A 22,411-nucleotide genomic window follows, 5' to 3' on the forward strand; every position below is an offset into this window, starting at 1 on the left:
CTCGTCTCATAGGTCTTTCCGCAGCTTGGGATCGAATATGTCGCGCAATGCTTCGCCAAGGAATGTGAAGCCCAGCGTGGCGACGACGATTGGAGTGCCCCCGGCAATGACGAGCCAAGGCGTCTGATTGATATAGCTGTAGCCATCGTTCAAGATCGCTCCCCAGTCGGGCGTCGGAGGGCGCACACCCATGCCGAGAAAGCCCAGTCCAGCTTCAACGGCAATCACCGCCGGTACGTCCATGCTCACAAGGATGAGAAGCGGACCAACCACGTTTGGTAGCATGTGGACGGCAAGAATACGCATCGTGCTGGCGCCCATGCTTCGCTCTGCGTCAATGTAATCACTGTTGCGCAACGCTTGCGTTTGGGTGCGCACGACACGCGCATAGATCGGCATGGATGTTATTGCGATGACCAGGATCACGCTGGACATGCTGGGCCCCAAAAGGGCGATGATGGCCAAAGCAAATATGATACCGGGGAACGAGCGGATCGTGTCGAAAAATAACAGCAGAAAACTGTCAAGCCAGCCCGGCCCGAACCCTGCTATCAGGCCAAGCACGAGGCCTACGACAAGCGCACTGCCGAGCGATGCAAAGGCGACGAGAAGCGGGATACGGCCGCCCATGATGGTGCGCGAAAAGGTATCGCGGCCGAGTTGATCCGTGCCGAGAAGAAAATCTGCCGAAGGGCCTGCCAGACGAGGCCCGACCATGATGCGGATGGGGTCATGTGTGATGAAGAGCGGACCAAGGATTGCGCTCGCCACCACGACCAAGACAAGCACCGCGCCAAGCATGCCCAAGCGACTTTTAAGCAGTTGCCGCAGGAAAGCTCCAAGGGCGCCAGGATTGGGCCTTGCGGTAGCTTCTGTACCAATCGTGTCAATGCGCGCCATGATCAGAGCTTTTCCCGAGCCCGCGGGTCAAGACTTGCATTGACCAGATCGGAGACCGTTGTTGAAATGACGATAAGGAAGGTGGTGACCACGACGACCCCCATCACAATTGGATAGTTGCGCGTATTCACCGCCTGGACGATCAGCGCTCCGATCCCCGGTCTTGCGAACACCACCTCGACAAACACCGCGGCCGACAGCAGCCATGCGATCCCTACGCCCAGGACGGTTATCGTCGGCAAGATCGCAATCGGCAGAGCGTAGCGGTAAACGATGCGCCATTCTGAAATCCCGAAAGAGCGAGCCATGCGGATATGGTTCTCACCCAGCGTCTCGAGCATGGACGCGCGCACCAGTCGAGAGATGTAGCCTACCCAACCAATCCCCATAGCGAAGCTAGGCAGGACCAGGTGGACGAGTCCATCCACGAAGCCCTCGCCTGGCCCAATCGCCGGGAGCCAGCGGAGGGCAACGGCGAAGATCAGCAGCGCGTAGACTGCCATGACAAAGGAAGGAATGGCGATGGTGGCAACCGCGACGACCCCAACCGACTGATCGAGCAAGGAATTGCGCCGCATCGCAGAGTAGCACCCTAGCGGCACGGCGATAGCAGCGGCCCAGAAGATGGAGACCAGGATTAGCTCAATCGTGTAGGGCAATTGCGCAAACACGATGTCGGCGACCGGCCTCTGGCTGAACACGTCATAGCCGAGATCGCCGCGCAGCAGTCCGCCGAAGAAGGTGACGATCTGCACGATTAACGGCCTGTCGAGGCCCATCTGCTGATGCAGATGCGCCTTCATTTCGGGCGTGGCGCGCGGGCCAAGCAGAGTATCAGCTGGATCGCCCGGCACCGCATGGATCATCAGGAACAGAAGTGTCACCGCGGTCACGACGATCGTGACCGCGAGGACCAACCTCTTACAAAGATAAAACAGCATAACTCAGCCACGGCGCCGTTAAGCCGGCGTGAAGTCGAGATACAAAGGGACGCCGTCCGGACGGGTCGCAGCTTTTATCTTAGTCGTGCGATACACGATAGGAGTGGCACCATTTGTGAGGAAACGGTAGGCGCCCGACTCCTCCAAGAGGTCCTGCATCTCGTAATAGAGCTTTGCGCGCTCGTTCGGATCCTCGATCGCGACTGCCTTGGCGTCGAGCTCGTCAAAGCGGTCACTGCGGAAGCGCTCCCAATTCCAAATGCCCACTTGGGCTTTCACGAACGACGTCGTGCAGTAATAAGGATCAGGCAGACTGCTGTCGTTTCTGATAAAGAGCTGCATGCTCTTCCAGCGATCGCCTTCCGATTCTTGACCGATTGTCGCGAAGGAACCGGGATCCTGGGCATTGACTTGCACAGCAATACCGATCTGCGACAACTGCGCCTGGATTGTCTGAGCAATTATCCCAGGAATGCCACTGTTGTCGCAATCAAGGGTTAGCTGCAGGTCGCTGACACCGGCCTTGTCCAGAAACTCCTTGGCTTTGGCAAGGTCGCTTTCCGGTGGAACGAGCGCCTTTTCGCGATGGCCGACAATACCTGGCGCAATTGGCCCGGTTGCCACGTTCGCCTGTCCCGCATAGGCGGTGTCCAGGATCTGCGGCACATTGATCGCCCATTGAATTGCCTTGCGGACATTGATGTCCTTGAGCGCCGGGTGATCCATATTCATGCCAAGCCAGATGGTACGGAGCGAGGGATGCTCCTCAACTTTTGTATCGGGCGGCGGATTGCTTTTGAAGGTCGTCAGTGAATCGAGACTGATCGTTGCGAAATCAACATCGCCGGCCTGATAGGCCCGCTCCGCTGTCTTGATGTCGGTGATCGGTACGATGCGGATCTCGTCAAATCCAGGCTTCGGGCCAGACCACTCCGGATTGCGGGTCAACAGCGTGTATTGATTTTGCTTCCACTCCGCGAGCACATAGGGCCCCGAGAACGCCGGCGGTTTCATGCCGAAATTGCCACCATCCTTGGTCGCCTTCATCACCGCCTGCTCGGAAACGATATGACCACTGGCATAAGGGAAGGTGATGGTCCAGACCGGCACGTACGGCGTCTTGAACACGATAACGCCAGTATGTTCGTCCTCGATCTCGACATGATCGAATGAGCCTAGTTCCCCCATGCTCCCCGACTTGTGGTTGATGGTGCGTTCCAATGAGAACTTGACGTCCTTGGCAGTCACCTCACCATAGCCGCCGGTGAATTTGATGCCTTTCTTCAGACGGAAGCGAATATGGGTGGGATCCACCTGCTCGACTTTTTCCGCCGCCTCTAGATCCCAGCCCCATTCGGAGCCTGGCTTGAAATGCGTCAGCTTTGAATAGAGGCAGTTCATCACGTTAATTTCGTAACTCGAGGTGTAAAAGCCAGGGTCCAAAGTCACAAGCTCAAACTGAAGAGCGACCTTGAGCACTTTACCTTCGGCCGCCCATATGACCTGCGAAAGGGGCATGCCGCTAGTGATGACACCACCGCCCAACGCAACTCCTCCCTTTAGAAGAGTGCGGCGGTCGATGTTCTTGATAAATCCTTCCATAGTTTCCTCCCGTGTCCGGTATTAGTTGCTGCGAATTCGTCCATCACTCAGCTGATATTTGGATCGACCTCCTGACGCTCAGTTTTAAGCGTTACCTTCCCGCCGCCCAGATCGCCTCGCAGCGTCGCCTGCCATTAAACGATAAAACCAGCGAAGGCGGCCCTCGATAACAAGAGTCGTTCGCGTTCGCGTTCGCGGTCCGGACCGCTCCGGTTCGCTTTCTAAGTTCCGATGAACTCAGATCGTCCGGGGCCGATTGATTCAGTTGCTGCAAGTTCAGCCATCATGTTAATTAGGGGCGGGTAGATATCGCCGCTATCTCCGCTCTCGTTTTCAAGCACCGCCATGTAGGCCACTGCGATGCCGGTGTCGGGATTGGCGAGCAGGTACTGCCCTCCATATCCCCCATGGGCGATCCAGATGCCGTCCGTCGTCGTAAAGCAGCTGTAGTGCATCCCCTCGCGCGGCTTTGGCCAAGAAGTCGTCCTTTACAAGGCGGTCAAGATTAAGAAGACCCTCCGCGACGCACCGGCCGAGCATAATATTGAGGGTCATCTTCGTGATCGACATGATGGCCTGTGGCTTGTTCGGTCCGACGTCCGGAGCATGTGGCGGTGTGCAGGATGAGGCGAACTGATTGACCTTCGGTGAGCGGCATGAGGTCGGTCGGACGCGATCTGGCTCCGGTGCGTCTTGACCAGGGCGTACATGAACGGGTCTGCGCCAGCTTGGTGGCCATCTCGCCCCGCCGCTCGTCGCGTCAACGCACCGAGGGGCGGCATCAATCGCCGTAACGGTCATTCGAAGAAGACGATGTTGTGCTGGAAACGTGTGGGGACAAACTGCCGTCGAAGATCTCATGGAGGTGCTTTGCGACATAGTCGGGAGCGCTGTTCTCGGCTCGGCGCAACTCGCCCCTATTGTTGAGGCCCGTGCTTACAAGAAGCGCGTCGAGGCCGACAGCCTTTGCGCCCTTGATGTCAGTATCAATCTGATCGCCGACCATTAAAAGGCGGTCGGTACCGGCCCGAGTGATGCACTCGTCGAAAATCGCTCTTCCTGGCTTGCCCATGAACTCTATCGAGATCGGAGGAGCTCCAAACGGTGCTAACCCTGCCTGAAGCATCGCCCCTATTATGCTTGGTCCAAAGATGACTGAGCCATTCTTGGCGGGATAAATCATATCCGCGTTTGCCGTTATGATACGAGGCATTTCGCCCGTCTCGATCAGTCTGCGTTGAAAGGTTGACAGGATGTTATCGGCAGCCCGTTTGAAGTCGAAACCTTCGTCATCGAGGACTACGAGCGTGTCGAACGTCTTGGCCGTGTCAGCGCAATGAAGATTTGGATGCTTGCCAAAAATGTCATGCGCAGCGTGTGCACTGCCCACATACGAAAGTAGCCGCCCGGCCGCCAGCTCTTCGAGCACGCGACGTCGTGCGACACCTCCCGCTGACACAATTCGGTCCACCGCCGGAATGGGAAGTCCGGCGCCGCGGAGACGTGCGAATATCGTTTCGTCCGATCCACTACTGATATTCGTTACGATGTAGTATGGCTGACCAGACATATTAAGTTGGGCCAAGATATCAGCAGCGCCAGGCAGGGCATCATTTGCCCCGATCAAGACCCCCATCGCATCGAAAAGTATCGCGTCATAGCAATCTGCCAGCGTCTGCGGAGATGGGCTTTCAGGAGCGGCGGTTACAAGACAAGCTGAGTCCGTCCTTGGCTGAACTGCCCGAGCCTTAGAGGACGGAAAACAGCCGCGACGCACGAGGCTCGCTTCGGGTGGTAGGCTCTCCTGGGACGCCTCGCTATAAGCCCAGGCCAGCCACTCGCACAAAATCGATAGGTCATCTGACTCGACGGTAGGCCCCGCCCATATCCGGAATCCCGGGGGCGCATCACCGTAACTCCAGATGTCAAGAGCCGCGCCCTCGGCTTCAAGCAGACGGGTCATCCGCCCGGCGATTTTGCCGTCGTCCTCTGAATCCCCGGCTGAGAGTTGCTCTGTTACAAGCCGAAGGGTAATTGAACAGGCCGAGCGTGCCGCCGGATCGGTGCAAACCCAATCAATCCAAGGAGTCGAGTCCACCCAGTCCGCCATGACAGCATAGTTATCGGCAACCCTGTTCAGAAGAGCGGGTAGTCCACCGCACGCTTCGGCCCAGTCGAGCGCAGAATGGATGTCCTCGACAGCGAACATGCTGGGGGTCGAGATCGTGCGACCGCCAAAGAATGCTTCGTTCACGAATCCATCGGCATTGTGGAGTCTCAGGAGCCTGGCTATGGGCTTAAGCCCGCCGGCTTTCAGCCGCGCTTGGGCCCGAGGCGAGAGCGCGATCATGCCATGGCCGCCTTCGCCGCCAAGCGCCTTCTGCCATGACCAACACAGAACGTCGATCCGATCGTAGTCGATGCGTCTCGTGAAAGCTGCAGAGACGGCATCTGCGATCACAAGCCCGGCACGGCCAGGAAGAATCCAGTCAAGATCGGGTGGACAGACCCCGCTGCTGGTGCCGTTCAATACCACGACGATGTCATGATTGGGGTCGATACCGGTAGTGTTGGGAAAATCTCCGTAAGCACAAATGTGCCGCGTTTGAGGAGCAAGTGCCAACGTATCGATCTCATTTGCCCAATACTGTGCGAAGCTGTCTGATAAAAACGTCTCGACTGGAGACGGACCGAGTAGATTGTGTAAGGCCATGCTACAGGCCCCAGTGCCCGAACCGGGCACGATTCCGCAGAGCCAGCCATCAGGTAGCTCTAGCAAAGACGCCATGCGCCTGATTACCTCTCTCAGCCTTTCTAGTCCCTCGGGGCTCCGGTGGCTGCGTCCAACATGTCGGAGCATAGTTGAGTGCACGCTCCAACCGGGATGTTTGCGGCAAGGGCCTGATGAAAACCGTGGATCGGACGGGAGGACCGATGGTTTCACAGCGACATTTCGTAGAGCCATGGCTGCCTCCAAAAGCGCAAAAGACGTGCCTCAACCAATATCAGCGATCAGGCGATCTTCTGCGCCATCAGCTGCGAGAGGTTTTCCTCGGCAAAACTCACCCGTTCATCGGCGCCGAGGTTCGAAAGACGGTCGATAATGGCGGCATCAGACAAGGACCCATCTTCGCGCAGCTTTTGAACATAGGAAGGATGGATGAAGGTCAAGCCCGCGAACTGATATGCTGCGCTACTGCCCCAGCCATATCGTTTGCGAAGCGGATCGAAGTGATGCAGAACGTGCCCCAGGAGTGCCTGTTCCTCGGATGTATCGAGGCGACCGAGAACCGGCAGGAGCTGCTCGCTCGCTGCATTTCCGGCTCCGCGGCCCATGCCGCCCATGGTGCAGTCTATCCAGGTCGCTCCCGCCATCACGGCCGCCACTGAATTGATCAGTGCGTATCCGCAGTTGTCATGGCCGTGAAATCCAATCTCGCTCTTAAGTCGACCGGCAAATCGGCCGATCAATTCCTGAACGCGGCTCGGCTTCATAGACCCGAACGAATCGGCGATATAAACCACGTCAAGGCTGTCGATCCGCTCTAACTCCTTCAGGCACGCCTCAACTTCTGCAGCATTTGCTGCATCGATCTGCATGAGGTTCAAGAACACACGGAAGCCCCGTTGAGACAACTCGGCGCAAATGTACCGGCAAGCCGCGAGTTTGCTGTAGTGCGCCGCGACGCGTATGGTCGTGAGCCGCCCTGGCAATATTCCTTCTGTCAGGTGGGCCACGGCAAGAGGTATAGGCAGTTCGCTCGCAAGCACATCCTTGGCATCGATCATCACGCATGCTTCGACCAGGAGGTCAGCAGCTACCTGTTCGGCCTTAGAGCTCGTCATACTGGCGAAATATCCGCGGCTCCCAGGCTTTCCGGCGAGCCCCAGCTCGACCATGCGTACGGGGAGAACGTTGATGGTAGCGACATAGTCCGAGACCAGGCCTGGTGGAAAATCCCAACCCGTGTAGTAGCCACCGTCACGCAGGGTGCAGTCTAGGAGGTTTACCCCATCTGGTATCGTGCTTAACATAGTTCTACTTCCTTCTGACGCCGGCAGCACGTCGAACCATCTTGGATCAGCTCGCGGCGTAACCCCCATCGACATAGAGAATCTCGCCGGTCACGAACGATGCAGCAGGGCTTGCGAGGAAAATGTAAGGCCCGAAATACTCGGACAAATTCCCCCGGCGTCGCATGGGAGTGAGGTCCATTGCCCGGCGCTGGTAAGGGGTATCGAGGTTAGGATGCACCCCATCCATAAAGTTGTTGATGAATCCAGGTGCGACGGCATTTACACGAATGCCCTTATCGGCCCATTCTATCGCCATGGTGCGAGTGAGTTGATTAACGCCACCTTTGGTCGCAGCATAGACAGTCAGACCCGGTATACCTAGTGAACTGGCAACCGAAGAAGTCATGATGATGCTGCCGCCGCCCTGCTCGAGCATTGCTTGGGCGGAAAACTTGGCACAATAGTAGTACCCACGCAGATTGGTGTCGACAATTTCGTCCCATTCCGCCTCTTCATAGGAATGCGCTGGCTTGATGATGTCTGTGCCTGCATTGCAGACCATCACATCGATCCGCCCGAAACGGTCGACCGTGCCACCGATCAGTGCCTTGCAATCCTCGTGCGACCGCACATCAGCGTGGATAGCCGTCACCTCGGTTCCTTGGCCCGCAAGTTCGGCCTCTGCTTCGGCCAGATCTTCATTATTGTTCGAGGAAAGAACCACCTTCGCCCCCAATCGCCCAAAGCAGGCGGCGAGCGACTTACCTAAGCCGCGGCTCGAGCCTGAAATGCAGACTACCTTGCCATCAATTCCGAAGATTTCCCGGTACCCTTCTGCACCATTTGCGGAATTGCGAGTTGTATCAGCCATGCGGATATTGCCCCATTCCCAGATTTTCTTGTTGGCACCAAGTCAAGGTCATCGTCCAGCCGGTAAGATCAGCATGATGCAAAGCAATTGATGTGATGCATCGCAGGACATCGCTTCACGCGCGTCTCGGCATGATCGAAGGTGCGCCGAAACTCAGGAAGTACGCCGCCTCTCTCAGCCGCGTCAGCTAGCTCGTTCGGATTATTTTCATACCCGTAACCCGGATCGAGCTGTGAAAGATCGGCTCTCACTGTCAGGCAGAGCGTCGGATGGCTTGCGTGCCTATTTCGAAGACTAAAGGCGATAGTGAGCTCCTGCTCAGGACTGTCGCGAACATACGCAGGTGTCATTGAAGGACCAAGATCAATAGCGACTCTGTTTGCGTTACCTTTGTTCATGCGACGGCTCCTAGCCCGACGTTTTGTTTCAGACGGTTGCACTGAGCCCGCCATCGATGACGATCAGTTGGCCGCTGACATAGGCCGCGCGAGCGCTGGCCAAGAATGCAGCAACCGATGCGAATTCAGAGGGATCGCCAAGGCGTCGGGCCGGAGTCCTGTCCTCGAGTGCGCGAATGGCTTCGGCGTGGCTACCGAGACGATTGGCTTCGTGAATCGCTGTGCTATGTGCTCCAGGAGCGAGCACGTTTACCGTGATGCTCTCCCCCGACAATTCTTGTACGAGCGTGTGGCAGTATGGCACTAGCCCTGCTCGCGCGACACCTGACAGCGCGAAATGTGCTGGGGTCCGTACAATAGCCTCGGAGGCGAGCATCAATATTCGCCCCGCTTGCGAGAGCCGTAGATACGGCAAGGCGGCCGTAACCAGATTTATCGAAGGTAGAAGCACTCGGTCAAATGCGTCGTCAAAATCCTTAGGCGTCATGGCCGAGGGAGGTCCGGCAGAGACGCCGCCGCAATTCGTCACCAAAATGTCGATACATCCAAAACGCTCTGCTGTTTCGTCAACCCAAGCTGCTGCATCGGCGCAGTCGGTTACGTCGGTCGGGCGCGCCAGCACTTCGGCGCCTCTGCTGCGCAACAGATCCACCGCTCCATCTAGCCGCTTCGGATCCCGGCCACAGATGGACAGACGGCAGCCTTCGCTGACCAACTCCTCGGCTGTGGCTAGACCTAAACCGCTCGAGGCGGCCGCGACCATTGCCACCTTGCCCTCAAGCCCTAAATCCATTTTGGCCTCCAACCGACATCGCCACGCTTCTTGGCACCGTTGCAGGCAGCTCAGCATGCACCATGCCAAGCGAAAGAATTCTTTTAAAACAATAGGATACTCCGACCGGTATTACATCGGTTTTGCCGTTATGTCGAATTCAGTACAAGTCTCTCATCGCCTTGTTCAGGTTGAGCCATGGCTGGGTGCCATCCAGTGCCGGCCTCACGAAGCGAGGCGGTCGCGCGAGAAAAGACGAAGGCGACCATTTGGATAGGGACCGCTGCCGCAAAGTCTGATTCGACGAGAGTACAATCCGCATTATGATGCTTTGTTATCGCCTGTTACGGCGCTCTCGGCTATCGCCATCGCGTGCGAAACCTATCCCACGTTGCGACTTGCTCGGCAGGCTGGCCTCCGAGCGGTCCCGGTAGGGGCGATGGGCAACCATCGTCCCTACCGGGACCCTCCGAGCCGCAGTTCGAGACGATCAAAAGGGACCACTACGGCTGCATTAAGAAGCGTTGGAAACCCTTGTCCGGCGAGATGCGAAGTCAAGTTCGAGCAGCGGCTTCAGGAGTTGGTGGCGGATATGTCAAGAGCTGGGCAAGACCACGGCCGCCCCTTTGGAGGGCCTCGGGCATCGTTGACTTCGATCGAAGATGTGCCACGTTTCCGGAGAGAAGCGAAGCCTGAAGGCACATACAAGCCGTCGGCGCAGAGGAGCTCTCTCAACTATTCGCCGACCGGGTGACCACGTCCGCCTTAGGCATCGAGGTAAGTGTCATGATTCAGGCGATCATTCGTCTGTTCTAAAAGGTCGCTTCGATTCCATGCGGCGAGCCCCGCTCGTCAGCTATGCCCGTGAGCTCAATTAGCCGGGGGGGGGGGCAGAGCGGCGACTTCGCTTGTCGTTGCTCCTTGATTCATACGGGACGCTCGAAAAGAATGCGCGGAACCTTGCTCATTGCTTCAGACCCATTTTCTGCGACCCGGACGGTGTCGCTCAACATGTAGAGGTCGCCGCGCTCATAGAAACCAAGGTGCACCAAGAAGGTCATGTTGGCCAGCATCTCGGCATCGTTTTTGGTCACCAAGCTCGGGCCATCCAACCAATCGAGACCAACAGAGTAGCCTAGGCGCGAATCTTTGGTGAGGCCGTATGGCCGGATAGCCGTTTGGAATGCGTGCACGACATCAGCGCAAGTGGCGCCGGGGCGAAGCTCTTCGACGACGGCGTGGAATCCCGCCAGTGCACCCTCATGTTGGATCTTTCGATGTGGGGTGATCGGGCCGAGATGAGCAGTCCTCGTCATTGGAGCCACGTAGCGGTGCCGGCTGGCACCAATCCCGAAATAATACTGCTGATCGGCGACAAATACGTCGTCGATCCAATATTGGTGCGGCGCATTGGCCAACTTCCCACCCCGGATGAACGGCGGGATCGGAGGGGGGCCACCGGGAATGGTGTCGGTCCCAGTGCAGAGAGCCGACATGATAGCCGCCGCTGCGTCACAATGCCTCGCGCCGACGGCAATTTTGTCGATGCCAGCGAGCATCGCCCGGTCCGCTATCGCGGCCGCCTCGCTCATATACAGGAGTTCGCGTTCGGACTTGACTAACCTGCATGCCGATACCAGGTCACTGCCGTTAAGCGGCTCTTGAACTCCCAATGCGCCAACAAGCTTGGGGCAGCTGAATACGCCTAGTCCAGACAATTCGATGCCTATACGCGCAGACGACCCTATCTTGCCCTTTATGAATTGGCCAATTGCTTCCCACGCACTGACCTCGGTAGAGCCGCCAACGTACACTTCGGCGTAGCTGATAACTCGGTCAGGCGGGAGCCAGCATCCGGCATCAGCCGCAGCGTCGGCATCCATCTTTCGCAAGATGAAATACGGATCGTCATCCAACGTCACGAGCACCCCTTGAGGCTCGTCGCCGGAAAACGCCTCATACCCCACGAGATAGCACTGGTTGGCTTGTGAGATGACCACAAGCGCGTCCATTCCCGCCTTGGACATCGAAACACGCACTTTATCGAGCCGAGCGCGATATTCTGACGTTTCAAAGGCCTGCACACCGTTCCTGTCGTTCACACAGAACTCCTCTCCAAATTGCCGTCATTCTCACGCTTGTCGAAAGTGAAGCCTGGGAGAGTCGCAGGAGCGCCTATCCCCACATGAAAACTGGGGCTGACCTGGCGCCTTCCCGATATACTAACCCTTGGCAATAAGCAGAATTTGCCGAACGCAATCCAATGCCTTGGAGGCAGCAGGAACGTATCTCGCGTTGCCGAGGTCGAGCCGGCGGCTTACCCTCTGGATTCCTCCTTCGCGTTAGCCCGAGACAATCGGCGCGGCGCTCGGTACCGCATCCGCGATCAGATGGGCTCATCCCAGTCCGCGGCCAGAGAAACTGCTTGTACCTTGACGGGCTCACCCACAGTCCACAAAGGGAATTACAATGTGTACCGGACTAACTAAAGGCGCGGACAACAGAACCGTCACGACATCTCCCTGCCGCCGGATTAGATTGAGAAAGCATGAGGCGGATGCGCTCGACGAGATATCTCGGCGGCCGGTGTTGCATCTTCTTTAGGCTGATAAAGTGCGCAGGCGCTCGTGCACGGCCGCGGCAACTTCCTATTGATCTCAGCATCGTCAGATAAGCCCGGATTCATACTTGCCAGTCACTTTCAACTCCCGTCCCTCAACGGTATTATGGACCAATCGATCGCATCGACGCCACGCTGGAGTATTGCCTCGGCGCGAGGAAGACTGGATGAAGCCGCGACGACATGTCCCAAGCAGTCTCGATAATCGCCTTTTCTGACAATCGGCGTTTTGGGTTGAACGTAAAATTTGACCTCCGCGACACCTGATACAGCAGCCGCCTCGCTGTCCCCACCGATCCAATCGAGCAACCCGTCGCGATCTGCAACCAGGAATCGCGCGACCGCCGTCTGCGCATGCCTTTTGCGCAAATCGCATTCTTCGCCGATGGCAAGCTTGATGTGCGCGGTGATAAGATCAACACCGTGCGCCAACTGAACCATTTGGGGATTTGGTGAGCCGTGAAGGCGCGGATTGACCTCAATAACAACAGGGCCACGCTCGGTCCACCGAAATTCGATGCCCGTTGGCCCCCAGCCAAGGCCGAGGGCGCGCAAACAGCTCAGCGAAATATCGGCGATACGCTCATACTCGTCACCTCTCAGTGGGGCCGGGTAAGTCGACCCACGATAGACGAAATGCGGTGGAGGGGCGAAGTCGCCGATGCCAATCCCAATGACCTCGTTCCCCATTATGTCGACCGAGTAACACGGGCCTCGTGCGAATTCTTCGACCAGGATTCTCGGCGCAGATTGCCATATGTGCTGCCCGCCCAAAAGATAATTCGTATGTTCGGCCAACTCGTCGGCAGTGCGGCACAATCGGACACCGACGCTGCCGCTGCCGGCCGCAGGCTTAACTATCACCGGCAGCCCGATCTCCGCGGCGGAATTCTCTACGTCCGCAGCATTGGTTGCCAAGCGATAAGCAGGTATCGGAACGCGCGAGGCCGCGAGAAGCTGACGCTGGGTGTACTTATCGCAGCATTGTTCAATAGCTCCTGGGTTTGGTCCAGGTAGATCGAAGTGCCGACAGAGCTTGCCGGCTGTCGCATAAAATGCATCCCTTGCGCTCGTAATCCCAGCGATTTCATAGGTCTCTCGGAGCCGAGAGCATTCCCGGATCAATGCATCCAGGTCGTCTGTATCAACACGGATTGTCTCAACGTCTTTTGCTCCAAAATTGTCATAGCGACTTGGATCGTCCGAAAGGGTAATTGGCTGGAGGCCAAGACGCTGAGCAGCCTGGACGTAGAGCAGGCCCGAGCCCATTACCGTGCCCCCAACCAGGATCAGCGCTCTGGCCATTTGCTGTACTCCCCTTTTGTGCGCTATGCGGCGGTCTGAAGGATTGGCGGCATCTATTCAGCCGCGCGTGACCTCAGACCTGGCCCTAGGTTACCGCGTCAACGATTTTTCGGTGTTAAGAGTCTGCGAATTTTATTTTGAGTTTTGTTGCAAACGGCAGCGTTGGTTTTCCACGGCTTGGGACTCCCGAGGAGGCGCAAATCGGATTCAATACTGCTTTTAGAGATCGGCGATGGGCCGCGATGGTGCCCAATCCGCCATGAGGGCTCGCACCGTAGCCGTAGCCCGCCTCATCCGCATGACCCATGAGTTATGCCTTGGCTGCCATACGTGCGGGAAAGCGAATTTCCACACGTATGGACCGCGCAGTTATGGCAAACTGGCCTGCTTGTCGGTTTTACTGACACTAGGCAGCAAGCGCCGCAGCCATCCTGCGCAACTCAGGCATCATCTGCGGCTCTTGGGGCTCAACGATCTCGGAGCCAATGTCCATTACGATGGACTTGACCAATGTTGTCTTATTCAGCGCGCTTTTCTTGACGAGTTCGTCGAACTCGTCGCCAACGCGTGGGGTTATTTTCATCGAAAGACGTTTTGACGGGGTGTCGTGCCAGCTTTTCCACTTCGCTCGATGAACCTCCGCGTTTTTGCGAAGCCGCTCAACCAAGGAATCGTCGTTTACGGACCTGTGCACGAAGTATGCGATCAGCGACTTCCGGAGGATCACGCCAGCAGAAGGATCAATCCGATAGGACGCCAGGTCCAACGTATCTATAAACGGCGCGGCCATAACCACTTCCAAAGGCCTGGAAGCAATCTCGCGAGCAACGCGGATCGCTGGCGTCGACTGCGGGGGGATAGCCACAACGGTACCACACTCGTCGCAGGTAGCCGCCATGATCTGCTTTGCCACTCCGATCCCGCTTTCGAAGGGCACATCGTGGTAATCGAAAGTCGTCGTAACGACTTTCCGGCATTTTTCGCAGAGCGCCTTGCTCCTATCTCCAGCATACCAGATTTTCATGTTAGCCTACCTTGACGGATGTACACTTATGAAGACCGTGTCAGGGTCAACGAAGCAGAATTTTATGTACCATCCATCTCGCTTGAGGATGTGGACTTCAATGCCCTTGAACTCATGGTGTTCAGAACTCTCATGGTGCGTGCCATTGCACCTGTCGATGATCGTTATCAGTTGCTCGGGGGAGATGTCGCCAGTCATCAAGGCATTCTTGTCCTCGATGCCCCCACGGGCCGCATGCTGATAAGTACCTTCCTTCAGTGCCTTGATGACGCGATACCCGACACCCTTGAAAGCCATCTGCCCGCTCAATATACGAAGGTCTTCGTAAAATTCAACAAAAAAGTCACGCCGCAAACGAAAAAGGGTTTGCGTGACGCGTTACCAAACGGACAACTAATACGCGAACCGGGCGTTGTGAAGCGCCTGGGCATGCACGCTTACTGTTCCACCTGAAAATCCAAAGCCTTCGCCTTAAGGGAGTGAAGGGGACCGCCGCATTCGGAGCGATAGGGAGTTCCGATACGAGCGCGAGCATCAACCTTATCCGCGCAGGGCGCCAGGCGGGAAGAGTGGGACTGGCTGCGGTCAGCGAACGCGGCGAAGCCATAGCGGGAGCGGCGGACACTGATCCGGGTCTATGAGGAGCTTCGCGCCCTCGGCCAGGTGCCCGCGTCACGGTAACATGCTTCAATGTGCACCTATGTCAGGAGCCTTGGTCGGTGGGCTCGGGCTTCACTCATTGCGCTCTCCCTTCTCGGCGGGCCGGGTCCTGCATCAGCCCACCGCTAACCTGGTGAGCGGCGGCGATAGGGCAGGGCCAGGCCGACACCGGCATCGGCTGCACAGTCACCTGTCGACGGGGACGTCGGCACCATTCGCGCCGCCTGGACCTCGGCGTGACGATGACATTGGTCAGCTTTTCATAAAACTATTCTGCTACTCCGCAGCTTCGAAGGACGGGGCGCGAGCAGAAATGGGCCAACCTATTGCCGCAGATTCGTGGCACGAAATACGCATTCAGGTTCTCGAGCGTGACCACTGCCGCTGCGTCTCGTGCTCTACGCCGGTGAAATCCGCCCAAGCGGACGTGCATCATCTGTTGCCGAGATCAATGGGTGGAACGGACGAGCTCTCGAACCTCGTTACCCTCTGTGATGGTTGCCATGCAGCCCATCACCCAAACCTGGCTGGCAGGCTTGCGAGACGGGTAATCGAGCGATGGGCGGTCAGGCTTGCCCGCTGGTTGGATACCGAAGGCAAGGTTTTTGAAGGCGTGGGCAATTTCGGGCCGGCTCTCCGGCTGTTCGGGAAGGATCGTTTCCGGGAAGGCCAGTTGCCGATCGTGCTGGCTGCGCTCTCTGGAAAATCGGTCCTGGTCGTCAGTCCGACCGGATCGGGCAAGACCCTTTGCTTTCAGCTGCCTGCCGTGCTTCGCCGCGGCCTGACCATGGTCGTCAGCCCCCTGAAGACCCTGATGTCGGAACAGGTGTCAGATCTGCTGGCGAAAAAGATCCCTGCCACCTTCATCAATAGCGATCTGAGCGTCGAGGAGAAACAGACCCGATTCTCACTGCTAGGCCGGGGCGCGATCAAGTTGCTCTATTTGGCTCCCGAGCGCTTCTTCGTCAGGAGCGAGAGCGAACGTGCTCGCCTGAAGCAGACGCGGCCTTCGTTTATTGTCATAGACGAGGCCCACTGCGTCGATCAATGGGGCAGGGACTTCCGGCGGGAATACGGCCGCCTCAAGGAGGTCCGCGAAAAGCTAGGTTCGCCACCCGTCCTGGCGTTCACGGCGACCGCCGGGCAGGAGATGCAGCAGCGCATCCTGAAATCGCTCGGCATTGAAGACGCCGAGGTCTTTGTGCGCGATGTCGACAGACCCAATATCGCGCTCCTCCGATGGCGATGCGCAGCCGATCGGCGAGCCGTCGAAATCGCATCGCTACTGCGGTTGCCACAGCTCCAGGGACAGAAGGCGATGGTCTTCGTGCCGTCAACGAACGTCGGCGAGGAACTGCAAGCGGCCCTGCGCAGTCTCGGGATTGAAGTGCCGCTCTATCATTCCAGGTTGGGAAACGCATGGGAACGGCAGGAACTCGTCAAGCGCTTCCTTGGGCAAAGCAGGCCGGTCGTTGACCAGATCATCTGCACCAACGCCTTTGGCATGGGCCTCGACGTCCCGAACGTCCGCCTCGTGATCCATTGGCAGCAGTCGGCATCGGTCGAAGACCAGCTGCAGGAATTCGGCCGCGCCGGAAGGGATGGGAAGCCTTCCGTGGCGGTTATGTTTCACAGTGGTTCGAGTGTCGGCCGAGATATCTCGAGGCTGCGTTTCATGGCCGAGAAAACGGTGGAGACAGCGCAGGTCCTCGCGCTCGACCGGGAGCAGATGCTGGAGCAGCGCCATCATCAGATTGACCAGGTCAGCGAGATAATGAGGACTCGGTCCTGCATGCGCACCGCGATCTCGGAATATTTTCAGGGGCCGAAGGTCGTCCGGCGCCCGAGCCTTTCGGTCAGGATTTTGGATTGGGTATTCAGCAGCCGGAGGAATACTCGACGTTTCCAGGCCTGTTGCGACCATTGCAACCAGGTGGAGATCAAACGCCTTGGAAGGGCGCGGTTCGTTGCCCGTGTCGTTGCTGGCTAGGTTCATAGAGCCTATGTGGTGCTGCACATTTGCGGCGAAAAAGAATTGGCGAATGCTTGGCCAGTTACGTCCTGTGGCCGTCTAGCCCCTGATCGACAGGAAGGAGTTGATGATATCTGACATGTCTCGCGGATGAAACAGCAGACCGCAGCGGTGTAGGGTCGTTAGGCCTTTCGCCTTGCCGGCCGGCGTGAACGAAGAACAGTATTTCAACGAGTAGATAGAGCGGAAAGACGAACGAAGAAAGCAAATAGGCGTTGATTGTTCGAGTCGCGCCGCGCATTATCGCGCGGGGTGGGGACATGACGAAATTTCCGAAAGCTACTGAATCCGAATTTGTGGTGGAGATTCCGCCGCAGTTCGAGAAATACGCCGATGCCGCGATGCTTCGGCTGCAGGCACTCTACCCCAATTGCCGCCTTGCGTGGAAGGGCGGTACGATATTAATAGGCTCATCGGGCGGTATTGCCGAAGACCAGCTTCGAAAAGATATTTTGCACGCCGTCTACCGCGAGAAAATATACGCGGAAACCTTGTTCACGCGTGAGGCGCTTGTCGCCGCGGTGACAAGCCGATGAACGTATGGCCGTTGAAGTTCCGCGAGATGCCGGACGGTTCGGTGCTGTTCTCCGATGACGCAGGCGAGTTCTTCAAGTCCAGCCACGGCTTCCTGGATCGGTACGCCGCCGACAACCTGTCCCCCGCCGATGAGTCGTTCCTGAGGGAGGGAAATCACGGCTTCGACAGGGAACTCGACCTTAATTGGACCTCGTTCGCCTACAAGTGGGCGCGGCGCCAGTCGAGGCCGACGAGAATGAATTACGTCATCCTCGTGCCGACGCTCCGCTGCAACCTTGCCTGCAGCTATTGCCAGGTTTCCCGCGCTCCCGAAAAGGCTCGCGGGTTCGATTGGTCGCCCGAAATCCTCGCCGGTGTCCTCACGTTTCTCGACAGGCTGGAAGGTCCCGACATTAAGATCGAATTCCAGGGTGGCGAGCCCCTGCTGCGGGTCGACATGCTGGAAGCCGTCCGTGACTTCTGCCGGGAAAAGTTTTCCCAATCCCAGTTCGTCGTCTGCACGAACCTGCAACGACTGGATCCGCGTGCATGGGCGTTCCTGGATGCCGACGACACCTTCATCAGCACCTCCCTTGACGGAGACCGGGTAACGCATGAGCGCCAGCGCACGCATGGAAGCGAAGTCACCGATACTTTTTTTCTAAATCTCGAGGCAGCCGTTTCCCGCTATCCGAAGGGCAAGATCTCGGCATTGCCGACGGTAGATGTCTCCAATCCGCCGGACTTCGAGTCGCTGCTGGATAACTACGAACGCTATGGAATCCAGTCAGTCTACCTTCGCCCGATAAACCACCAGGGATTCGCGCGAAAAATTCACCAAGGCGACGATGTCCTCGCCCGCTGGAACCGCCTCCATTGCGAATTCATCGAGCTGCTGATTGCCCGTAACCATCGCACCGGGCGATTTATGGAGGAATACTACTTCAGCCAGTGCCTGAAGCGTGTGCTCCGCTTCGATGCCGACAACCACGTCGACATACGCAACCCGAACTTCTTCGCCTCCGACTATGTCGTGATAGACCACGACGGCCGCTTCTACCCTACCGACGAGGCCCGGATGCTGTCCAGGATCGGCCGTATCGATCTCAGCATTGGTGACGTCGGGACGGGAATCGACCGGGCAAAGGTAGACGTTCTCAATTCTGGGGCACTCAACCACTTCGATCCGGATTGCATTCACTGCGCCTATCAGCCGTTCTGCGGCACTGACGTGATCGACGATATCTCCCGGTACGGCCGGATTGACGTTCCGCGGCCCGACACATGGTTCTGCGGCCGACATCTGTCGCTCTTCGACAAGGTCTTTGAGGTTCTCTACCAAAAGGACGAGCCGACGCGCGCCTCGGTGGCCGCCTGGCTCGGCGTCGCCGGCTGGACCGGCGACATGGCGCCGGTCCAGCCATGATACCCCTGCGCATCAAGGTGGAAGCAAACGCTGACCGGCCTTTCGTGGTCCGGCTTCGTTCGTTTGAGGCCAACGCTTGGGAGCAAAGGAGCGAGGCACTGAATCCTTTCGACGCCGCGCTGGAGCGCGTCGGCCCGGAAGGGGCTGATTACGTCGGCGAGGGCGGTCCGATACGAGTCCTTGGCATCGATCCTTCCAAGGTCGATGGAGACGTGTTGCTCGTGAACCCGCGGCGTGGAACGGCGGACCGCCTTATCCGTAGTGCGTCGCAACACAACACCTTCCTGATTACAGAGCGGTGCGACCAGGTTTGCCTGATGTGCTCCCAGCCGCCCAAGAAGCACCACGTCGACCTATTCCCGTATTTCGAGACCGCGGCGTTGCTTGCGCCAGAAGGCGCGACGATCGGCATCTCCGGCGGGGAGCCGACGCTTTTCAAGGCTCAGCTGTTCCGATTTCTCCAAAGCGTGCTCGAGGCGCGCCCGGACCTTTCCTTCCACGTCCTGACCAATGGCCAGCACTTTGAAGAAGCCGATCGGGACGCGATGGGCCACATCGACAGGGGCAGGGTAGTCTGGGGTATCCCTCTCTATTCCCGCAATCCGGGCGTACATGACGAGATCGTCGGCAAGGCGGGCGCGCACGCGCGGCTTTTGGAGAATTTGGCTCTGATGTGCCGTCTCGGTGCTCAGGTAGAGCTTCGCACGGTACTGATGCGTCCGAACGCTGACGGGCTGCTTGGTCTGGCACGATTCATCGCGTCGACGCTGCCCTTCATCCGCACCTGGGCAGTCATGCAGATGGAGAACATCGGCTACGGCCGCATGAACTGGAAGACGCTCTTCTACGACAGTTCAGAAGGCTTCGATGTTGTCGGCCGTTCCATCGATCTCGTGAGAAGCCGCGGGATAGACGCCTGGCTCTACAATTTCCCGCTCTGCACGTTACCGGAAGGATACCGCCATCTCGCGCCGGCCACGATCTCCGACTGGAAGCGCGCCTACCGGGAGGAGTGCAACGGATGCTCGTTGAAAGCTCGGTGCGGGGGATTTTTCGAGTGGCATCCACCTAATCACGGATACAGCAACTTGGGGGCTATCCAATGAAGATGCGGCTTTTCGCGATACCGTCGCTGCTCGCGGCGGGGTTCTTGCCAGCCAATGCACAGGCGCTGCCGACCAAACCAACGTTGGGCGGCGACCTCGGAAAGACGAAATCCCTCTTCGATATCTTCAAGCTCGACCACCTGTACACGCTGGCCGGACATAGCAGTCACAGCAGCCACAGTTCTCACTCGAGTCATAGGTCGTCGACCGGGGGCTATTCCTACATCCCACCAGCGCCGAGTGAGTCCGCTCCGCTGTATAGCGCGCCGTCCACGCCCGCGCCGACCTACCAGGCGCCCGCTATCGCGCCAGTGCAGGCACCGCTGAAGACACTTCCGGGCAACGCCTACAAGTTCAAGGAGATCGTCCAGGAGGTCCAGTTCGCCTTGCTCGCGTTCGGCTACTATAGCGGCGAGATAGACGGCGAAATGAATCCGGAGTTGAGGGCCGGGCTACTGCGCATGCAGGCAGACTACTCTTTGAAGGTAACCGGGACGATTACGCCTGAGACGCTGACTGCGCTGAGGATAGAGGCCAGATAAGGGACTCCTACCGCGCATGGGCAAAAGCGCAAATGCTAGCGAGGCCGCCCCGGCTGTGATCGCTGTCGAGCTTGAACCTAGCCCCGAACAACTAGATCGCTATTTTGTTCGCGCTAATTTTCGAACGATCAGATTTTGAGGGGCACTTATCTATGAACGAATTCACGGTGCTTCCATCACCGATTGCGGCCGAGAGTGACGCCGACCTGGGTGCTCAGGCTGCGAGGATGATCTGGGACGATCAGCCGGGTGTCGATGATCTGAGCGATCCGCGCACGCCCGAATTCGCCAATGCCGTGGTCACTGGATTGGCGAGTGCTTTGGCATCATCGCCCGGTGCCTTGAAAAAGATGATGCGCGGAGCAGCCGCCGCCGCCGAGGATTTGAACGTCGAGCCGTTTCAGGGGCTGACGGAAGTGATCCAAAACGCGGATGATCTATGCGCCTCGGAAGTGCGCTTCGCCTTCCGCGACACCGCTGCCGGCCGCGAGCTATTGATCGTGCATAACGGTCACCCGGTTGCCTGCCAGCACGTGCTTGGGATGGCGCTGCCGTTCGTGACGACCAAGACTAACAGAACCGACCAGCGCGGGCGGTTTGGCATTGGCCTGAAGACACTTAAGCGCATCGCGGATGACCTCGCGATCCATTCGTCGCCGTATCATTTTTCCGGGGATCAGCTTTCGGTCCAAGTTGTGCCAGCGGAAGGACCGCTGCCCGGCTTCTACGATCCCGCGACCGACACGATGATCGTCCTGCGCCTGAAACCGGATTTCAGCGAGGAGGGGCTGAAAGCCTGGTTCGCGGAGTGGGAGGACGATGGCCTGATCTTCTTGACCTGGGTCTCGAGTTTCCGCTGGTGTGATCTAACCGGCGCGACCATGGAAGGCCGCACCCTGACCTTCGGCGCCTGGGAAAACATCGCTTTGGTTGGCGGTCGCGCCTCCATCACCGCGCTATCGAGACGCGAGGTCCAGAGCACGGCAGCATCGTGGACCGTGTGGCGCGCAACCTTGCCGGTGCCCGGTCATTTGCATCCAGCTCACAAGGCGCGCCGAGGAGACGCGAATCTCCATCGCCGTGCCTAGAACGGCGGGCGCGGGAAGTCTTTATGTAGGCTTCAAGACCCGCGTCGCAGTGGACCTGTCATTTTCGCTCGACGCGCAATTCGATCCCAGCACCACGCGCGAGGCCTTGATCGAAAGCACGTGGAACAACTGGCTGATCGAGCGATGCGGCGATGTGCTTGGCGAGATCGCGTATGGCCGTATGCTGGCGACGCCCAAAGACGCCTGGCGCTTCGTGCCGGTCGCTGCCGAGTATATCGGCAACGAAGGGGACCGTTGGCTGCGTGGTGGCTTCGCGAAATCATTCGAAACCGTGCGCGATTGGCTTGGCGAGCATGGGGCGATCCTGATTGGCGGCGCGCCCGTCGCCTTGTCGGACATCGCCTATGAATACGCCTACCTAAGCGATCTTCTACGGTGGCCACGCGATCGCGTCGCTGTTCCCGCATGCCTCGCGCCGCGGCATCGAGGCCGAGTGGGTGGTGGCCTGGCAGGAGGCGCGCGAGATCGCGGCCGATGCCATTCGCCTCGCATCGGACGAGGAACACGTTGAGGCGATGGAAGACCGCGCCGCCAAGATCAACGCGGCCCCGAAAAAGAAAATCTCGGTGA

The 22,411-nt window shown here is 58.1% G+C and carries 19 protein-coding genes; 7 read left to right on the forward strand and 12 right to left on the reverse strand.

Annotation, left to right across the window (positions count from 1 at the left end; genetic code table 11):
- Positions 1 to 6 precede the first annotated feature (6 nt).
- The 12 genes from ACFFNA_RS32915 to ACFFNA_RS32970 all read right to left on the reverse strand — a co-directional run bounded on the left by ACFFNA_RS32915 (position 7) and on the right by ACFFNA_RS32970 (position 14,450).
- Entirely contained in the window at positions 7 to 900 is an 894-nt protein-coding gene (locus ACFFNA_RS32915) for an ABC transporter permease (protein ID WP_378923944.1), read from the reverse strand.
- Between the two features lie 2 nt (positions 901 to 902).
- The gene (locus ACFFNA_RS32920; RefSeq protein ID WP_378923946.1) at positions 903 to 1,841 is read right to left on the reverse strand and encodes an ABC transporter permease; all 939 of its coding nucleotides are present in this window, start codon (positions 1,839 to 1,841) and stop codon (positions 903 to 905) included.
- Between the two features lie 18 nt (positions 1,842 to 1,859).
- Positions 1,860 to 3,443, reverse strand: coding sequence for an ABC transporter substrate-binding protein (locus ACFFNA_RS32925; RefSeq protein WP_378923948.1), 1,584 nt, complete (start codon positions 3,441 to 3,443; stop codon positions 1,860 to 1,862).
- Positions 3,444 to 3,664: 221 nt separating this feature from the next.
- Positions 3,665 to 3,898, reverse strand: coding sequence for a hypothetical protein (locus ACFFNA_RS32930; protein WP_378923950.1), 234 nt, complete (start codon positions 3,896 to 3,898; stop codon positions 3,665 to 3,667).
- 326 nt (positions 3,899 to 4,224) lie between these two features.
- The gene (locus tag ACFFNA_RS32935; protein WP_378923952.1) at positions 4,225 to 6,156 is read right to left on the reverse strand and encodes an HAD-IA family hydrolase; all 1,932 of its coding nucleotides are present in this window, start codon (positions 6,154 to 6,156) and stop codon (positions 4,225 to 4,227) included.
- A gap of 299 nt (positions 6,157 to 6,455) precedes the next feature.
- Positions 6,456 to 7,553: a hydroxymethylglutaryl-CoA lyase-like TIM-barrel protein gene (locus tag ACFFNA_RS32940; protein ID WP_378923954.1), complete on the reverse strand. Its 1,098-nt coding sequence runs from the start codon at positions 7,551 to 7,553 to the stop codon at positions 6,456 to 6,458.
- Positions 7,525 to 8,331 (reverse strand): SDR family NAD(P)-dependent oxidoreductase, encoded by an 807-nt coding sequence (locus tag ACFFNA_RS32945; protein ID WP_378923956.1) that lies wholly within the window; start codon positions 8,329 to 8,331, stop codon positions 7,525 to 7,527. The genes ACFFNA_RS32940 and ACFFNA_RS32945 overlap by 29 nt, the downstream gene beginning before the upstream one ends.
- A gap of 68 nt (positions 8,332 to 8,399) precedes the next feature.
- Positions 8,400 to 8,729 (reverse strand): hypothetical protein, encoded by a 330-nt coding sequence (locus ACFFNA_RS32950; protein WP_378923958.1) that lies wholly within the window; start codon positions 8,727 to 8,729, stop codon positions 8,400 to 8,402.
- A gap of 28 nt (positions 8,730 to 8,757) precedes the next feature.
- Entirely contained in the window at positions 8,758 to 9,522 is a 765-nt protein-coding gene (locus ACFFNA_RS32955) for an SDR family oxidoreductase (RefSeq protein ID WP_378923960.1), read from the reverse strand.
- A 905-nt stretch (positions 9,523 to 10,427) separates the two neighbouring features.
- On the reverse strand, positions 10,428 to 11,603 hold the full coding sequence (locus tag ACFFNA_RS32960; RefSeq protein ID WP_378923962.1) for a M24 family metallopeptidase: 1,176 nt from the start codon (positions 11,601 to 11,603) through the stop codon (positions 10,428 to 10,430).
- A gap of 599 nt (positions 11,604 to 12,202) precedes the next feature.
- Positions 12,203 to 13,426 (reverse strand): ATP-grasp domain-containing protein, encoded by a 1,224-nt coding sequence (locus ACFFNA_RS32965; protein ID WP_378923964.1) that lies wholly within the window; start codon positions 13,424 to 13,426, stop codon positions 12,203 to 12,205.
- Between the two features lie 406 nt (positions 13,427 to 13,832).
- On the reverse strand, positions 13,833 to 14,450 hold the full coding sequence (locus ACFFNA_RS32970; protein ID WP_378923966.1) for a hypothetical protein: 618 nt from the start codon (positions 14,448 to 14,450) through the stop codon (positions 13,833 to 13,835).
- An 18-nt stretch (positions 14,451 to 14,468) separates the two neighbouring features.
- Here ACFFNA_RS32970 and ACFFNA_RS32975 point away from each other — a divergent pair, with 18 nt between their 5' ends.
- The 7 genes from ACFFNA_RS32975 to ACFFNA_RS33005 all read left to right on the forward strand — a co-directional run bounded on the left by ACFFNA_RS32975 (position 14,469) and on the right by ACFFNA_RS33005 (position 21,820).
- Positions 14,469 to 14,903 carry a hypothetical protein gene (locus ACFFNA_RS32975; protein WP_378923968.1) on the forward strand — a complete coding sequence of 145 codons (435 nt, stop codon included), beginning with the start codon at positions 14,469 to 14,471 and terminating at the stop codon, positions 14,901 to 14,903.
- 520 nt (positions 14,904 to 15,423) lie between these two features.
- Positions 15,424 to 17,100, forward strand: coding sequence for a RecQ family ATP-dependent DNA helicase (locus ACFFNA_RS32980; protein WP_378923970.1), 1,677 nt, complete (start codon positions 15,424 to 15,426; stop codon positions 17,098 to 17,100).
- Positions 17,101 to 17,402: 302 nt separating this feature from the next.
- Positions 17,403 to 17,678, forward strand: coding sequence for a hypothetical protein (locus tag ACFFNA_RS32985; RefSeq protein WP_378923972.1), 276 nt, complete (start codon positions 17,403 to 17,405; stop codon positions 17,676 to 17,678).
- Entirely contained in the window at positions 17,675 to 19,084 is a 1,410-nt protein-coding gene (gene hxsB / locus ACFFNA_RS32990; RefSeq protein WP_378923974.1) for a His-Xaa-Ser system radical SAM maturase HxsB, read from the forward strand. Before ACFFNA_RS32985 ends, hxsB begins: the two co-directional genes overlap by 4 nt.
- Positions 19,081 to 20,190, forward strand: a complete 1,110-nt coding sequence (gene hxsC / locus ACFFNA_RS32995; protein ID WP_378923976.1) for a His-Xaa-Ser system radical SAM maturase HxsC — start codon at positions 19,081 to 19,083, stop codon at positions 20,188 to 20,190. Before hxsB ends, hxsC begins: the two co-directional genes overlap by 4 nt.
- Entirely contained in the window at positions 20,187 to 20,732 is a 546-nt protein-coding gene (gene hxsA / locus ACFFNA_RS33000) for a His-Xaa-Ser repeat protein HxsA (protein ID WP_378923978.1), read from the forward strand. The genes hxsC and hxsA overlap by 4 nt, the downstream gene beginning before the upstream one ends.
- Positions 20,733 to 20,884: 152 nt before the next feature.
- A complete protein-coding gene (locus ACFFNA_RS33005; protein ID WP_378923980.1) occupies positions 20,885 to 21,820 on the forward strand; it encodes a sacsin N-terminal ATP-binding-like domain-containing protein in 936 nt (311 codons plus the stop codon).
- The last annotated feature ends 591 nt before the right edge of the window (positions 21,821 to 22,411 follow it).

The sequence above is a fragment of the Mesorhizobium kowhaii genome (assembly GCF_042431665.1).
GTDB lineage: Bacteria > Pseudomonadota > Alphaproteobacteria > Rhizobiales > Rhizobiaceae > Mesorhizobium > Mesorhizobium kowhaii.

What these genes read in the sequence shown, in the direction of transcription:
- ACFFNA_RS32915 (WP_378923944.1), bottom strand. Translation starts at nt 900, where the DNA reads ATGGCGCGCATTGACACGATTGGTACAGAAGCTACCGCAAGGCCCAAT.
- ACFFNA_RS32920 (WP_378923946.1), bottom strand. Translation starts at nt 1,841, where the DNA reads ATGCTGTTTTATCTTTGTAAGAGGTTGGTCCTCGCGGTCACGATCGTC.
- ACFFNA_RS32925 (WP_378923948.1), bottom strand. Translation starts at nt 3,443, where the DNA reads ATGGAAGGATTTATCAAGAACATCGACCGCCGCACTCTTCTAAAGGGA.
- ACFFNA_RS32930 (WP_378923950.1), bottom strand. Translation starts at nt 3,898, where the DNA reads ATGCACTACAGCTGCTTTACGACGACGGACGGCATCTGGATCGCCCAT.
- ACFFNA_RS32935 (WP_378923952.1), bottom strand. Translation starts at nt 6,156, where the DNA reads ATGGCCTTACACAATCTACTCGGTCCGTCTCCAGTCGAGACGTTTTTA.
- ACFFNA_RS32940 (WP_378923954.1), bottom strand. Translation starts at nt 7,553, where the DNA reads ATGTCGATGGGGGTTACGCCGCGAGCTGATCCAAGATGGTTCGACGTG.
- ACFFNA_RS32945 (WP_378923956.1), bottom strand. Translation starts at nt 8,331, where the DNA reads ATGGCTGATACAACTCGCAATTCCGCAAATGGTGCAGAAGGGTACCGG.
- ACFFNA_RS32950 (WP_378923958.1), bottom strand. Translation starts at nt 8,729, where the DNA reads ATGAACAAAGGTAACGCAAACAGAGTCGCTATTGATCTTGGTCCTTCA.
- ACFFNA_RS32955 (WP_378923960.1), bottom strand. Translation starts at nt 9,522, where the DNA reads ATGGATTTAGGGCTTGAGGGCAAGGTGGCAATGGTCGCGGCCGCCTCG.
- ACFFNA_RS32965 (WP_378923964.1), bottom strand. Translation starts at nt 13,426, where the DNA reads ATGGCCAGAGCGCTGATCCTGGTTGGGGGCACGGTAATGGGCTCGGGC.
- ACFFNA_RS32970 (WP_378923966.1), bottom strand. Translation starts at nt 14,450, where the DNA reads ATGAAAATCTGGTATGCTGGAGATAGGAGCAAGGCGCTCTGCGAAAAA.
- ACFFNA_RS32975 (WP_378923968.1), top strand. Translation starts at nt 14,469, where the DNA reads ATGTACACTTATGAAGACCGTGTCAGGGTCAACGAAGCAGAATTTTAT.
- ACFFNA_RS32980 (WP_378923970.1), top strand. Translation starts at nt 15,424, where the DNA reads ATGGGCCAACCTATTGCCGCAGATTCGTGGCACGAAATACGCATTCAG.
- ACFFNA_RS32985 (WP_378923972.1), top strand. Translation starts at nt 17,403, where the DNA reads ATGACGAAATTTCCGAAAGCTACTGAATCCGAATTTGTGGTGGAGATT.
- hxsB (WP_378923974.1), top strand. Translation starts at nt 17,675, where the DNA reads ATGAACGTATGGCCGTTGAAGTTCCGCGAGATGCCGGACGGTTCGGTG.
- hxsC (WP_378923976.1), top strand. Translation starts at nt 19,081, where the DNA reads ATGATACCCCTGCGCATCAAGGTGGAAGCAAACGCTGACCGGCCTTTC.
- hxsA (WP_378923978.1), top strand. Translation starts at nt 20,187, where the DNA reads ATGAAGATGCGGCTTTTCGCGATACCGTCGCTGCTCGCGGCGGGGTTC.
- ACFFNA_RS33005 (WP_378923980.1), top strand. Translation starts at nt 20,885, where the DNA reads ATGAACGAATTCACGGTGCTTCCATCACCGATTGCGGCCGAGAGTGAC.